The 13,221-nt window shown below is 70.2% G+C and carries 12 protein-coding genes; 5 read left to right on the top strand and 7 right to left on the bottom strand.

Annotated features, from left to right (window positions below; translation table 11 throughout):
• Nucleotide 1: 1 nt before the first annotated feature.
• The 4 genes from ACLD0W_RS02205 to ACLD0W_RS02190 all read right to left on the bottom strand — a co-directional run bounded on the left by ACLD0W_RS02205 (nt 2) and on the right by ACLD0W_RS02190 (nt 3,733).
• Complete coding sequence (locus ACLD0W_RS02205) at nt 2-760, bottom strand: SDR family oxidoreductase (RefSeq protein WP_410305877.1); 759 nt, start codon at nt 758-760, stop codon at nt 2-4.
• Nucleotides 757-1,698 carry an alpha/beta hydrolase gene (locus ACLD0W_RS02200; RefSeq protein WP_410305876.1) on the bottom strand — a complete coding sequence of 314 codons (942 nt, stop codon included), beginning with the start codon at nt 1,696-1,698 and terminating at the stop codon, nt 757-759. The genes ACLD0W_RS02205 and ACLD0W_RS02200 overlap by 4 nt, the downstream gene beginning before the upstream one ends.
• Nucleotides 1,682-3,136, bottom strand: a complete 1,455-nt coding sequence (locus ACLD0W_RS02195; RefSeq protein ID WP_410305875.1) for a flavin-containing monooxygenase — start codon at nt 3,134-3,136, stop codon at nt 1,682-1,684. The genes ACLD0W_RS02200 and ACLD0W_RS02195 overlap by 17 nt, the downstream gene beginning before the upstream one ends.
• A gap of 126 nt (nt 3,137-3,262) precedes the next feature.
• The gene (locus ACLD0W_RS02190; protein ID WP_204430257.1) at nt 3,263-3,733 is read right to left on the bottom strand and encodes an LEA type 2 family protein; all 471 of its coding nucleotides are present in this window, start codon (nt 3,731-3,733) and stop codon (nt 3,263-3,265) included.
• Between the two features lie 164 nt (nt 3,734-3,897).
• Here ACLD0W_RS02190 and ACLD0W_RS02185 point away from each other — a divergent pair, with 164 nt between their 5' ends.
• Nucleotides 3,898-5,238 (top strand): nicotinate phosphoribosyltransferase, encoded by a 1,341-nt coding sequence (locus ACLD0W_RS02185; protein ID WP_410305874.1) that lies wholly within the window; start codon nt 3,898-3,900, stop codon nt 5,236-5,238.
• A gap of 7 nt (nt 5,239-5,245) precedes the next feature.
• Here the strand turns inward: ACLD0W_RS02185 and ACLD0W_RS02180 are convergent, their stop codons facing one another.
• Nucleotides 5,246-5,383, bottom strand: a complete 138-nt coding sequence (locus tag ACLD0W_RS02180; protein WP_410305873.1) for a DUF2256 domain-containing protein — start codon at nt 5,381-5,383, stop codon at nt 5,246-5,248.
• Nucleotides 5,380-6,120 (bottom strand): SDR family NAD(P)-dependent oxidoreductase, encoded by a 741-nt coding sequence (locus tag ACLD0W_RS02175; protein WP_410305872.1) that lies wholly within the window; start codon nt 6,118-6,120, stop codon nt 5,380-5,382. The genes ACLD0W_RS02180 and ACLD0W_RS02175 overlap by 4 nt, the downstream gene beginning before the upstream one ends.
• A gap of 350 nt (nt 6,121-6,470) precedes the next feature.
• Between ACLD0W_RS02175 and ACLD0W_RS02170 the strand changes: the two genes are divergently transcribed.
• From ACLD0W_RS02170 to pdeM, 4 genes are read left to right on the top strand one after another with little or no spacing between them, the layout of a single operon-like run.
• A complete protein-coding gene (locus tag ACLD0W_RS02170) occupies nt 6,471-7,481 on the top strand; it encodes a ligase-associated DNA damage response exonuclease (protein WP_410305871.1) in 1,011 nt (336 codons plus the stop codon).
• Entirely contained in the window at nt 7,481-9,091 is a 1,611-nt protein-coding gene (locus tag ACLD0W_RS02165) for an ATP-dependent DNA ligase (protein WP_410305870.1), read from the top strand. Before ACLD0W_RS02170 ends, ACLD0W_RS02165 begins: the two co-directional genes overlap by 1 nt.
• The gene (locus ACLD0W_RS02160; protein ID WP_410305869.1) at nt 9,075-11,540 is read left to right on the top strand and encodes a ligase-associated DNA damage response DEXH box helicase; all 2,466 of its coding nucleotides are present in this window, start codon (nt 9,075-9,077) and stop codon (nt 11,538-11,540) included. Before ACLD0W_RS02165 ends, ACLD0W_RS02160 begins: the two co-directional genes overlap by 17 nt.
• Nucleotides 11,537-12,190, top strand: coding sequence for a ligase-associated DNA damage response endonuclease PdeM (gene pdeM, locus ACLD0W_RS02155; protein ID WP_410305868.1), 654 nt, complete (start codon nt 11,537-11,539; stop codon nt 12,188-12,190). Before ACLD0W_RS02160 ends, pdeM begins: the two co-directional genes overlap by 4 nt.
• On the opposite strand, the gene ACLD0W_RS02150 is transcribed toward pdeM, so the two are convergent.
• Nucleotides 12,185-13,216 (bottom strand): phospholipase A, encoded by a 1,032-nt coding sequence (locus ACLD0W_RS02150; RefSeq protein WP_410305867.1) that lies wholly within the window; start codon nt 13,214-13,216, stop codon nt 12,185-12,187. The two genes, pdeM and ACLD0W_RS02150, sit on opposite strands and share 6 nt — an antisense overlap.
• Nucleotides 13,217-13,221: the final 5 nt, after the last annotated feature.

Raw genomic sequence — 13,221 nt, 5'->3', positions numbered from 1 at the left:
GTCAGCGACTCAGCCGGCGCATCAGCTCCCGGGTCACCCAACGGGGCGCCAGTTTTTCCATCAGCACGGTGATCCGGAACGGCAGCCCCACCGGGGTATGCACCCGCCCGCTCTCCAGCGCCTGCTCCGCCGCCTGGGCAATGTCGTCGGCGCTCAGTTTCACCCCCATGCGGTCCACCACCGCCGCCCGATAGCGCTGGCCGGTGACCATCGGTGTGTTCACGAACGGCGGCATCAGGTCCTGCACCAGGATGCCGTGCCGCTGCCATTCCAGATTAAGCGCTTCGGTGAGACCGCGCACCGCGAACTTGGACGCGGAATACACCGCCAGGTCCGGCACGCCGTACAGGGCCGAGGCGGAACTCATGTTCAGCACCCGGGGCCGGGCGGACCGTTTGAGGTGGGGCAGGCACGCCAGGCTCATGTGCAGCACCCCTTTCACATTGATGTCCAGGGTGCGGTGGTGGTTCAGCAGGGGCACTTCCTCCACCGGCCCCATGTGCAGCAGCCCGGCGCTGTTGAACAGCACGTCCAGGCCGTCTGCCCGGGCGGCGAAGGCGTCGGCGGCGGCCCGGCAGGCGGCCGGATCGGTCACGTCCACCGCCTGGAACCAGGTGTCGGCCCCCAGCTCCGCGTGCACCGAACGCAGGGCGTTGTCGTTCACATCCACCAGCCCCACCTGCCAGCCCCGGGCGTGGAAGCGCTGGGCGGTGGCCAGGCCGATGCCGCTGGCGGCGCCGGTGATCAGAATGCGGTTCATGGGCGCGCCTCCCCTTGGAAACGGTCGGCCAGGAAGTCGCGGATCGAAGCCAGCGCCCGGTCCGCGTCGGCGAGCACCCCGGCGTGCAGTTGAAACACGTGCCAGCGATCGGCGAACCGCTGGTAGCGGCCCTGGGTGTCCGCCTGATCCAGGGCGTCGGCCAGCCGCTCGCTGTCGGCGCCGAGAATCTCGTCGCCACCGCATTGGATCAATAGCGGCGGCAGGCCGTTCAGGTCGCCCAGCAGCGGCGACACCTCCGGCCGGTCCCGGCGCTCGCCGGCATAGGCCCGGGCGGCGGCATCCAGCCAGGCGCGGCTGAGCATGGCCTCGCCGGCGACGTGCTCCGGCGTGTGCGCCAGGGTCAGATCCAGCCACGGCGACAGCAGCACGCCGGCCGCCGGCAACGGCAGGGTGCCGCCGTCGCGCAGGTGCTGCAAAAACGCCAGGCTCAGGCCGCCGCCGGCGGAATCACCGGCCACCGCCAGCCGTTCCGGCGGGTGGCCGTGGTCCAGCAGCGCCCGGTACACCGCCAGGGTGTCGTCCAGGGCCGCCGGACTCGGGTGCTCCGGCGCCAGCCGGTAATCCACCACCATCACGGTGGCGTCCAGCGCCTTCGCCAGCCGGGTGGTGAGGGCCCGGTGGGTGGCCGGGCCGCCGGCGATGTAGCCGCCGCCGTGCAGGTACAGCACGGTGCCGGCGCGCCCCTGGCCGACCACCTCCACCGGCACCCCGGCGAAACGGGTGTGGTGCCGGGGCACGCCCCGGGCGGGCAGGGTGGCCCGCGCCACGGTGGCCAGCCAGCGCCGCTGCAGCGACACCGGCGCCCGCGCCTGGAAGGCGGGGCCGAGCAGGCTTTTCAGGGCGCCGCGCAGGGTGGCGGCGATCAGGCGTTGCGACGGGCCCGGGGCCTCGCCGCCGGTTTCACGGGTACAACTCATAATCGCGGGGATCCAATCGTCGGGTGCGGCGCCGGTATTGGAAGGTGAAACCGGGCCAGTTGTTGGTGTTCTTGCCGCTGGCGGTCTTGTACCAGCTCTCGCAGCCGCGCTCCCAGACGGTGTCGCGCAGCCGCCGCTGCAGCTCCCGATTGAAGCGGTCCTGCACGGTGGCGGACACCTCCAGCCGCTCGACGCCGGGCCGTTCCAGGGTCTCCAGGGCGCTCAGCACATAGGCGATCTGTGACTCCAGCATGTAGACGATGGAGTTGTGGCCCAGGTTGGTATTGGGCCCGTACAGCATGAACAGATTGGGGAAACCGCTCACGCTGATGCCCAGGTAGGCTTCGGCGCCGTCCCGCCAGGCCCGGTTGAGGTCGCGGCCATCGCGGCCGGTGATGGCCATGGGCGCCAGGAAGTCGGTGGCCTGGAAGCCGGTACCCAGGATCAGCACCTGGGCGTCGTGATGGCGGCCCCGGGCGTCCACCACCCCGGTTTCGTCCACCGCCGTCACGCCGCCGTCGTGCACCTCGATGGCGTGGCGCTCGATGGCCTGGAAATAGTCGTTGGAGATCAGGATGCGCTTGCAGCCCATGGGGTAGTCCGGCGTCAGCGTCTCGCGCAGGGCCGGGTCGCTGATGGTGCGCCGCAGGTAGCGCCAGAACAGCCACTCGTAGACCCGCATCACGCTCTGCAGGGCGGTGAAGCCCAGCACCCGGCTCTCGTTCTGCGCGTAGATGCGCGCCCGGTCCAGGCGCTGCAGCATGGGAAAACGCCGCATCAGGGCGTGCTCCAGGGCGGAGTAGGGCCGGTCCGGCTTGGGAATCACATAGGCGGCGGAGCGCTGGAACAGCTTTACCTGGGCCGCCACCCGCGCCACCTCCGGCACGAACTGGATGGCGCTGGCGCCGGTGCCGACCACCGCCACCGTTTTGCCGGTCAGGTCCACGTCGTGGTCCCAGCGGGCGCTGTGGAAGGCGGCGCCCTGAAAGCGCTCCAGGCCCGGCAGGCGCGGCCAGGCGGGCCTGTTCAACTGGCCGGTGGCGGTGATCAGGGCCCGGGCGGTGACCGGGCCATCGCCGGTGTCGATGTGCCAGAGATGGTCGTTTTCGTCGAAGCGGGCGCCGCGCACTTCACAACGGAAACGCAGATGCGGCGCCAGATCGTGGTCGCGCACGCACTGCCGCAGGTAGGCGAGGATCTCCGCCTGGGGGGCGAAGCGGCGTGACCAATCAAACTTGCGGGTGAACGAGAAGGAGTACAGGTGCGACGGCACGTCGCAGGCGGCGCCGGGGTAGGTATTGTCCCGCCAGGCGCCGCCCACGCCGTCGGCCTTTTCGAGGATCACCAGAGAGTGGCGGCCGCGTTTTTTCAGCTCGATGGCCATGCCCAGCCCGCCAAAGCCGGCGCCGATAATGGCCACCTGGAAGTCCGGTTGCATAAATAGGGCCCCTAGTCAGGCCCCACTGTAGCCCGCCCGCCGGCGGCGGGGGATGACCGGAACGCTCGGCGGGGTGGCCGCCCGGGTCAGGTTGGATCGTTTGCAGGGCTGGCGCGGCGGCACCTTTTAGCGCAGCGGCACCGTGTCCGGCAGCCGGAATTCGCCGCGCTGATCGAAGTTCAGCGGAAAGGCCAGGCCCTTGACCCGGGCGGTGCCCTTGATGCGGTAGTCCAGCGGCGCCCCCGGTTCCTGCTGCAGGCCCTTCAGCTTGCCCAGGGTCTGCATCAGGCTGGTGGTGATGCGGGTGCTGACCAGGGCATCGCCCATGGCCGGCAGGGTCACGTCGTCGCCGGTCAGGCCGCGGGCCAGCTTCTCGCCGTTGACGAACAGTTCATAATCCAGACTTTTGAGCGTCAGGTCGCGGTCGTTGGGGTTGCGCGCGCGCAGCACCACCTGCCACTGTTGCTCAAACACGCTGACCTGTTCCAGGCGGAGACTGGACAGGTTCACCTCCGGGGCTTCCAGCCCGGTGAGGGTCTGGCAGGCGCCGAGCAGGGCCAGCAGGCCGAGCACGCCGATTCGCGCCAGAGTTCGCATAGTGTTCTCCCGTTCACGCTGTTTTAAACACACAGGCCCGCAGCGGATCATACCCGAGCCGGGCCGCGATGCCAGGAAGCCGGTCATGGCTCCGGGCCTTGAAAAGCGCCCGCCGGGGAGCAATCCATAGCGGTGTTTGATACCACCAGCCGAAGGAAGCGCCGATGACCGCAGTCTGGCCACGGGCGGACGAACTGGGTCTGCTCACCGATCTCTACGAATTGAACATGGCCCAGGCCTACCATCTGGACGAACGGCGGGGCGAGGCGGTGTTCAGCCTGTTCTACCGGGTGTTGCCCGGCCAGCGTAATTTCGCCGTGGCCTGTGGCCAGGAGCACGCCGCCCGGCTGATCAGCGAACTGCGGTTTCCCGAGGAGCAGGTGCGCCGCCTGGCGCCGCTGGGTTTCCGCGATGAATTCCTGGACTGGCTGGCCGGCTTCCGCTTCAGCGGCGAGGTGCGGGCGCTGCCGGAGGGCTCCCTGGTGTTCCCCCAGGAGCCGTTGCTGGAACTGCGCGCGCCGGTGGCCGAGGGGCAGTTGCTGGAAAGCCTGCTGATGAACTACGTGAACCTGGAGACCCTGCTCGCCTCCAAGGCGGCGCGGGTGGTGCTGGCCGCCGGCGACGCCCCGGTGCTGGATTTCGGCATGCGCCGCATGCACGGCCTGGAAGCCGCCTGGCGCAGCGTGCGCGCCTACCGGGTGGCGGGCATCCAGGCCACCAGCAATGTGCTGGGCGGGCTGACCTTCGACCTGCCGCTGCGCGGCACCATGGCGCACTCCTACATCCAGTCGTTCGACGACGAAACCGAGGCGTTCCGCCGCTATGCCCGCGACTACCCGGGCACCACCCTGCTGATCGACACCTACGACGCCCTGGCCGCCACCGACAAGGTGATCGGTCTGGTGCGCGACGAGGGCCTGGAAGTGGGCGCGCTGCGCATCGACTCCGGGGATCTGGCCGCCCTGGCCCGGGCGGTGCGCGACAAACTGGACGGCGCCGGCCTGTCGCGCATCCGCGTGGTGGTCAGCGGTGGCCTGGACGAATGGAAAGTGGCGGATCTGGTGGCCGGCGGCGCCCCCATCGACGGCTTCGGCGTGGGCACCGAGATGGGCTCGGTGGCGGACGCGCCGTCCCTGGACTTCGCCTACAAACTCACCGAATACGATGGCCGCCCGCGCCTCAAGGCGTCGCCGGGCAAGCCGGTCTACCCGGGCGCCAAGCAGGTGTGGCGGCAGTACGACGGCGAGGGCCGGCTGATGGGCGACGAGATCACCGCCGCCGACGAGGAACGCCACGGCGAGCCGCTGTTGCGCACCGTGGTGGCGGACGGCGCGCCGGTGGTGCCGCCGCCGGACCCGGACGCCGCCCGCGAGCGTCTGCGCCGGGAACTGGCCTCCCTGCCGGCAGCGCTGCGCGGCACCGCCCGCGCCGACGCGCCCTACCCGGTGCGCTTCAGCGACGCCCTGGAAGACCTGCGCAAGCGCACCCTGGAGCACCTTCCCTGAGCCCGCTTCACCGGCGGCTCCGGCGGCAGCGTTGCGAACAGTAGATCACCCGCTCCCAGTCCCGGGCCCACTTGCGCCGCCAGCGGAACGGCCGGCCGCACACCGGGCAGGTTTTCTCCGGCAGGGTGGCCTTGTGGTGGCTCACCAGGGAATGTCCTTGCCGTCCCAGGCCAGGAAGCGGCCGCTGTCCGCCTCGCCGGCGCCGTCGATCAGGCCCAGCAGCCGCTCGGCGGCGAACGCCGGGCTGAACAGCTTGCCCTCCGGCACATTGCGCTGAAACGGGCGCGACAGTTCGGTGTCCACGGTGCCCGGATGCAGCGCCAGCACGATCAGACCCGGCGCCCGCCGCCGCGCTTCCACCGCGAAGGTGCGGATAAACTGGTTCTGCGCCGCCTTGGAGGCCCGGTAGGCGTACCAGCCGCCGAGCCGGTTGTCGGCGATGCTGCCGACCCGCGCGGACAGAGAGGCGAACACCGCCCGCCGGCCCCGACGCAGCAGCGGCAGACCGTGCTTGGCCAACAGCATGGGCGCGCTGGCGTTGAGCGCGAAGGCGTGCGCCAGGGCGGCGCCGTCCAGATCCTCCAAACGCTTCTCCGGCGCCAGTCCGTGGGCCTCGTCGTGCAGCACGCCGGCGCAGTGAATCAGACTGTCCAGCGCCTCGCCGGCCCCGGCCACCCGCTCCATCAACGCGGCGATATCCGCTTCCCGGGTCAGATCCGCCGCCACCGGAATCAGCCGCTGCTCTCCATGACCCGCCGGCGCCCGGCCCTCGCCCGGCCGCCGGCTCACCGCGAACACGGTATCCCCGGCCTCCAGACAACGCCGCGTCAGCGCGCCACCAATGCCGCCGCTGGCACCGGTGATCAAACGGACTTTCCCCATACCGCCTCCCTCGCTCCATGGAAACCCGGCCAGCCTAACCACGCCCGCGCCCCAACCCCGTGAACACCCGACCCGGCGCGCCGCCATCGCGCCCAAACGACCGCTCCCACCCCACCCACCCCAACCACGGAGCCGCGCGGGAAGCTACCTCGAAGCGTCTCGGCGTGGCCCTCCTTCCGGGACCCTTGAGAACAGGACGTTCGAAAGGGAGCCCCCAGGGACGGGTTCACGGCGTTCCCGGAAGGAGGGCCACGCCGAGACGCGGCCCCGCTGGAGGGTTCAACCTTTGTTTGCAAAGCACCCCGAATTTTTTCACGACGGAATCACCATTCTCCGGGCACACTGACCCCATGACGAAGGACCAGTCCACGCCCCCGCTGATCGTGCCCACGGACCAGGGCCTGTACTGCGCCGCCGGCGACTTCCACATCGACCCCTGGCGCCCGGTGCCCCGGGCGGTGCTCACCCACGCCCACGCCGACCACGCGCGCACCGGCAGCCAACGCTACTTCGCCCAGGCCGACGGCGTGCCCCTGCTGCGCCACCGGCTCGGTAACCAGGACTTCGAACCCCTCGACTACGGCGAGCGGCGCCGCTTCGGCGCGGTGCGCGTCAGCCTGCATTCCGCCGGCCATGTGCTGGGCTCTTCCCAGGTTCGCGTGGAGCACGACGACGGCCGGGTGTGGCTGTTCACCGGCGATTTCAAACGGGACGCCGATCCCACCTGCGCGCCCTTCGAAGTGGTGCCCTGCGACACCCTGATCACCGAGGCCACCTTCGCGCTGCCCTGCTACCGCTGGCCGCCGGTGGAACGGGTCGGCGAGCGCATTCACCACTGGTGGGCGGCGCATCCGGACCGGCCCTGCATTCTGTTCACCTACGCCCTGGGCAAGGCTCAGCGGGTGCTGGCGGCGCTGACCGCGCACACCGGCCGCACCGTGCATCTGCACGGCGCCATGGTGCCGTTGACCGAGCTCTACCGGCAGGCCGGCGTGACCATGCTGCCCACGGAGCCGGTGTCCGCGCTGCCGCGCGATCACGATTTCCGCGGCGCGCTGATCCTGGCGCCGCCCTCCGCCGCCGGCAGCCCTTGGATGCGCCGCTTCAAGAACGCCAGCACCGGTTTCGCCTCCGGCTGGATGCGCATTCGCGGCAACCGCCGCCGGCGCGGCTACGATTACGGCTTCGAACTGAGCGACCACGCCGACTGGCCGGCGCTGCTGCGGACCGTCCGCGACTGCGGCGCGCGCACCGTGCTCACCACCCACGGCCGCAGCGACGAACTGGTGCGTTACCTCAATGAGGTGGAAGGCGTGGATGCCCGCGCCCTCAGCACCCTGTACGGCGGGGAGGACGACTGATGCAGGCCTTCGCCGCCCTGTTCGCTGAGCTGGACGCCACCACCCGCACCCGCGTCAAGCTGGACGCCCTGAAAGACTACTTCGAGCAGGTCGATCCCATGGACGGTGCCTGGGCGGTGTACGTGCTCACCGGCCGGCGCATGAAACGCCTGATCGGCGCCCGCAAACTGCGCGACTGGCTCGGCGAGGCCAGCGGCCTGCCGGACTGGCTGGTGGAGGAGACCTACCAGCACGTGGGCGACCTGGCGGAAACCGTCAGTCTGCTCATGGACGACGGCGAGGACCGCCCGGCGGTGGAAGGCTCGCTGGCGGAATGGGTGGAGCAGGGCGTACTGGCCCTGCGCGGCCTGGACGAGCAGGACCAGAAGGCCCGGGTGCTGGCCCATTGGCGTCGGCTGCCCCGGTCCGCCTGTTTTCTCTACAACAAGCTGCTCACCGGCAGCCTGCGGGTGGGTGTATCCCGGGGCCTGGTGGAGCGCGCCCTGGCGGAATTGAGCGACCGGCCCCGGGCGCTGATCGCCCGCCGGCTGATGGGCGAGTTCGAACCGTCCGCCGATTTCTACCGGCATCTGCTCAGCGAGGAACGGCGCGAGGAGCGCGACGGCCAGCCCTACCCGTTCTTCCTCGCCTCGCCCCTGGAAAGCGAGCCGGACAGCCTGGGACCGCTCACCGACTGGCAGGCGGAATGGAAGTGGGACGGCATCCGCGCCCAACTGATCGCGCGGCCGGCGGACGCCGAGCCCAATCAGGTGTGGCTGTGGTCCCGGGGCGAGGAACCCATGGCCGGGCGCTTTCCGGAGGTGGAAGCCGCCGCCGGGGCGCTGCCGGAGGTGGTCCTGGACGGCGAGCTGGTGGCCTGGAAGGACGGCGTGCTGCCGTTCTCCGAGATGCAGCGGCGCATCCAGCGCAAGAAGGTCGGCGACAAACTGCTGCGCGAGGTGCCGGTGGCGTTTCTGGCCTACGACCTGCTGGAGTACGGTGGCGAGGATTGGCGCGCGCGGCCGCTCAGCGAACGGCGCGCCGCCCTGGAAACGCTGATCGGCGACCTCGACGCCCCTGCCCTCAAGCTCAGCCCCACGGTGGCGGCGGACGACTGGGCGGCGCTGGCGGCCCTGCGCGAGAACAGCCGCGAACACCGGGTCGAGGGCCTGATGCTCAAGCGTGCCGACACCCCCTACCGCAGCGGTCGGGTGCGCGGCGACTGGTGGAAGTGGAAGCTCGACCCGCTGACCCTGGACGCGGTGCTGCTCTACGCCCAGCCCGGCCACGGCCGCCGCGCCAACCTGTACACCGACTACACCCTGGCGGTGCCGGACGGCGACAGCTACGTGCCCATCGCCAAGGCCTACTCCGGCCTCACCGACAAGGAAATCGGCCAGCTGGACCGCTGGATCCGCCGCAATACCGTGGAGAAGTTCGGCCCGGTGCGCTCCCTGCGCCCCCACCATGTATTCGAAATCGCCTTTGAGGGCATTCAGCCGTCGTCGCGGCACAAGTCCGGCATTGCTCTGCGCTTCCCGCGCATCGCCCGCTGGCGCCAGGATCTCACCCCGGAGCAGGCGGACAGCCTCGCCCAGGTGAAGGAGCTGCTGAATGCCTTCGGCAGCTGACGGCCTGGCCCGGGTCGACGCCTGGTTCGCGGAGCAGGGCTGGACGCCGGCGCCGTTCCAGCGCCGCGCCTGGGCGGCGTTCCGCGAGGGCCGCTCCGGGCTGGTCCACTCGCCCACCGGCTCGGGCAAATCCCTGGCCGCCTGGCTGGGTCCGGTGTCCCGGGCGCTGGAACGGGAGGACGGCAAGCCCGGCCCGCGGGTGCTGTGGATCACGCCGCTGCGCGCCCTGGCGGCGGACACCGCTGAAAACCTGCGCGCCGCCCTGGACGGCGTGGGGCTGGACTGGAAGGTGGAAACCCGCACCGGCGACACCGGCGCCGCCGCCCGCGCCCGCCAGCGTAAAAGGCTGCCGGAGGCGCTGATCACCACCCCGGAAAGCCTGTCGCTGCTGCTGTCCTACAAGCAGGCGGCGGAGCGCTTCCAGCACCTGGACGCGGTGATCGTGGACGAATGGCACGAGCTGCTGGGTAGCAAGCGCGGCGTGCAGCTGGAACTGTGCCTGGCCTGGCTGCGGGCCCGCCGGCCCGGGCTGCCGGTGTGGGGGTTGTCCGCCACCCTGGGCAATCTGGACGAAGCCATGGCGGTACTGCTGGGCCCGCATGCGGACGCCGGCGAGCGCATCGCCGGCGACAGCCCCAAGACGCTCACCGTGCGCGGCCTGTGCCCGGAGCAATTGGACCGCTTTCCCTGGGCCGGCCATCTGGGTCTGTCCCAGCTCCAGCCGGTGATCGACTACCTGGAGCAGGGCCAAAGCGCGCTGCTGTTCACCAACACCCGCTCCCAGGCGGAGCTGTGGTTCGAGGCCCTGGCCAAGACCAAGCTGGAGTGGATCACCGAAATCGGCCTGCACCACGGCTCCATCGACCGGCCCCTGCGGCAGAAGCTGGAGCAGGGCCTGCGCGAGGGCGCCTTCCGCTGCGTGGTGTGCACCTCCAGCCTGGATCTGGGGGTGGATTTTTCGCCGGTGGACCGGGTGGTGCAGGTGGGCAGCCCCAAGGGCGTGGCGCGGCTGATGCAGCGCGCCGGCCGCTCCGGCCACCGGCCCGGCGCCGACAGCGAAATCCTCTGTGTGCCGAGCCACGCCTTCGAGCTGGTGGAAATCGCCGCCGCCCGCCGTGCCTGGGCCGCCGGCCGGGTGGAGGCGCGCCACCCCCTGACCTTGTGCCTGGACGTGCTGGTGCAGCACTTGGTGACCCTGGCGGTGGGCGACGGCTTCGAGCCTGGCGCCGCCCTGGCCGAGGCCCGCGCCACCCATGCCTTCGCTGCGCTGACCGATGAGCAGTTTCAATGGTGCCTGGACTTCATTACCCGGGGCGGGCCGGTGCTGGAACATTACCCCCAGTTCCAGCGGGTGGTGGAAGAGGGCGGCCGCTACCGGGTCACCGACCAGGGGCTGGCCCGGCGCCACCGGATGTCCGTGGGCACCATCACCAGCGACTATCAGATGCGGGTGAAATTCCTGCGTGGCCCGGGCCTGGGCACCATCGAGGAAAGCTTTATCGCCCGCCTCAAACCCGGCGACACCTTTTTGTTTTCCGGCCGCGCCCTGGAGCTGGTGAAGGTGCGCGATATGGTCGCCTATGTGCGCGCCGCCAAGGGCCGGCGCTCCCTGGTGCCGCGCTGGCAGGGCGGGCGGCTGCCGCTGTCCACGGAGCTGGCGGACACGGTGCTGGAGATTCTCGAGGAGGTGGCCGGCGGCGACTATGTTGATGATGAAGTGCAGGCGATCCGGCCGATTCTCGAGGTGCAGCTGGACCAGTCGGCGCTGCCCTCCCGACACCGGCTGCTGATCGAACGCAGCCGCTCCCGGGAGGGCAGCCACCTGTTTCTGTTCCCGTTCGCCGGGCGCCTGGCCCACGAGGGGCTGGCGGCGCTGCTGGCCTGGCGGCTCGGGCAGCGGCTGCCGGCCACCTTCTCGATCTCGGTGAACGATTACGGGCTGGAACTGCTCACCGCCAGCGCGCTGCCGGCGTTGTCGGAACAGGATTGGCGCGCGCTGCTGTCGCCGGAGCGCCTGGTGGACGACGTGCTGGCCGCGCTCAATGCCAGTGAGCTGGCCCGGCGCCGGTTCCGCGACATCGCCCGGATCAGCGGGCTGGTGTTCCAGGGCTACCCGGGCAAGGGCAAGACCGGCAAGCAGCTGCAGGCCTCCAGCGGCCTGCTTTACGACACTCTGGACCGCTACGACCCGAGCCACCGTCTGCTCGATCAGGCGCGCCGGGAAGTGCTGGAAAGCCAGCTGGAACTGGGCCGCCTGCGCGCCGTGCTGGAGCGGGTGGCGGACCAGGCTCTGTGCCTCACCGAACCGGAGCGCTTCACGCCGCTGGCGTTTCCGCTGTGGGTGGAGCGCCTGCGCAACCGGCTCAGCACGGAAAGCTGGCGGGACCGGGTGGCGCGCATGACCGAGCGTCTGGAGAAACACGCCGATCGGCGCGCGGGGGGCGGATGAGCGAGGTTCTGACCCTGCCCCTGGCCGGCGAAACCGTACTGCTGCACGGCGACCGGGCCCTGTATTACCCGGCGCAGCGGGCGCTGCTGGTGGCCGACACTCACTTCGGCAAGGGCGCCTTTCTGCGTCGCCAGGGGCTGGCGGTGCCCGGCGGCGGCAGCGCCGCCGATCTGGACCGGCTGAGCGCCCTGATCGGCCATTTCCGGCCGGACCGGCTGATCGTGCTGGGGGATTTTTTCCATCACCGGCCACGCCCCGGCGAACCGTTTCTGGCGGCCTGGCCGCGCTGGCGGGCGGCGCACCCGACGCTGACGCCGGAGGTGGTGATCGGCAACCATGACCGGCACGCGGAGGGCCTGGACCTGGATCTGATCTGGCATGACGAGCTGGATCTGGGGCCGTTCCGGTTGCGTCACGCCCCGGAGCCGGTGGCCGGCCGCCACGTGCTAGGCGGCCACCTGCACCCGGCCTACCGGCTGCGCGGCGCCGGCGACGGGGTGCGCGCGCCGGTGTTCTGGCTGCGCCAGGCGGTCACCGTGCTGCCCGCCTTCGGCGGCCTCACCGGCGGCTGGACCGTGCGCCCGGCCCGCGGCGAACGGCTGGTGCTGGCCCTGGACGGCGGGCTCTACCCGCTGCCCGCGCCCTTATAGGGTGTCGGTGAGCAGAATGCCCAGGCTGAAGCGGGTTTCGTAATCGTCGTAATTGATCAGCGAATCGCCGTAGCCGGTGAACACCTGCACCAGCCCCTTGAAGCGATCATTGATGGGGAAGGAGTAATTGACGCGGCCGGCGCCCTTGTTGTCGGAGCGCAGGTTGTTGCGCACCATCAGCTCCACCACGTGGTTGCCAAACGCGCGCGCCACCTCCAGCTCGAAATGCCCCATGTACTTTTCGATGTCCGGGTTGTTGTCGCCACGCGGGTCCAGCGGATAGTCCTTATCGTCCTCTGGCAGCCGGTACCAGGGCATCAGCGACACATAGTACGGGCCGATCTGGGAGATGTGGCGCAGGTAAAGCCGGTTCCAGCTCCGTGAGGTGGGCTCGTCCTCGCCGTTGGAATCGTGGCGGAAGCCGAACGCCAGCAGCTCGCTCTGCACCGGGCCCAGTTTCCAGTCCACCGGTTTGGCCAGGAAGATTTCCGGGGTGAAATTGATTTCCCGGAACGGGCTCGACTCGCTCTTGTTGTAGGCCTGCCAGAAAAACACCCCGGTGAACGCCATGTACAGGGTGCTGCCGTCCCAGAAATCGCTGTACAGCGGCGCCTTCAGAGAGATCTGGAACTTGACCTCCTTGGAGTCCAGCTCCTGGCCCTGACGGTCCGGGTCGTTCCATTTGGGGTTGGACCAGTGGCTGTAGGGCAGCAGGTAATTGCGCCGGTGCGGGGTGATCACGAAGGGGTTGTCCTGGCTGGAGCGTTCCAGGGCCAGCCGGGTACGCAGGGCGTCTTCGTGGGGCGAACGTTCCCTGGGCCGGGGCGCGTCTTCCAGGCACCAGGCGCGCAGCTGCTGGGCGGTGATGTCGTCACCCACGGTGCGCGCGGCGCGCAGCAGACACTCGTTCTGTTCTTCCAGGCGCGCGGTGGCCGGGTCCTCCGCCGGGGTGATCGGATCGGTGTTCTCGGCGGCAAAGACCGGCGCCGCCAGACACAACAGCAGAGCGAGAAGCGGGCGGGGCATAGGGG

This window comes from Alloalcanivorax sp. C16-1, assembly GCF_046507805.1.
Classification (GTDB): domain Bacteria; phylum Pseudomonadota; class Gammaproteobacteria; order Pseudomonadales; family Alcanivoracaceae; genus Alloalcanivorax.
Note: the sequence above shows the minus strand (reverse complement) of the source record. Positions and strands in the feature narration are given on the sequence as shown.

Bases quoted from the DNA above. Each gene is read 5' to 3' on its own strand.
- ACLD0W_RS02165 (WP_410305870.1), top strand. From the start codon at position 7,481: ATGCAGGCCTTCGCCGCCCTGTTCGCTGAGCTGGACGCCACCACCCGC.
- ACLD0W_RS02200 (WP_410305876.1), bottom strand. From the start codon at position 1,698: ATGAGTTGTACCCGTGAAACCGGCGGCGAGGCCCCGGGCCCGTCGCAA.
- ACLD0W_RS02190 (WP_204430257.1), bottom strand. From the start codon at position 3,733: ATGCGAACTCTGGCGCGAATCGGCGTGCTCGGCCTGCTGGCCCTGCTC.
- ACLD0W_RS02160 (WP_410305869.1), top strand. From the start codon at position 9,075: ATGCCTTCGGCAGCTGACGGCCTGGCCCGGGTCGACGCCTGGTTCGCG.
- ACLD0W_RS02170 (WP_410305871.1), top strand. From the start codon at position 6,471: ATGACGAAGGACCAGTCCACGCCCCCGCTGATCGTGCCCACGGACCAG.
- ACLD0W_RS02175 (WP_410305872.1), bottom strand. From the start codon at position 6,120: ATGGGGAAAGTCCGTTTGATCACCGGTGCCAGCGGCGGCATTGGTGGC.
- ACLD0W_RS02205 (WP_410305877.1), bottom strand. From the start codon at position 760: ATGAACCGCATTCTGATCACCGGCGCCGCCAGCGGCATCGGCCTGGCC.
- pdeM (WP_410305868.1), top strand. From the start codon at position 11,537: ATGAGCGAGGTTCTGACCCTGCCCCTGGCCGGCGAAACCGTACTGCTG.
- ACLD0W_RS02150 (WP_410305867.1), bottom strand. From the start codon at position 13,216: ATGCCCCGCCCGCTTCTCGCTCTGCTGTTGTGTCTGGCGGCGCCGGTC.
- ACLD0W_RS02195 (WP_410305875.1), bottom strand. From the start codon at position 3,136: ATGCAACCGGACTTCCAGGTGGCCATTATCGGCGCCGGCTTTGGCGGG.
- ACLD0W_RS02185 (WP_410305874.1), top strand. From the start codon at position 3,898: ATGACCGCAGTCTGGCCACGGGCGGACGAACTGGGTCTGCTCACCGAT.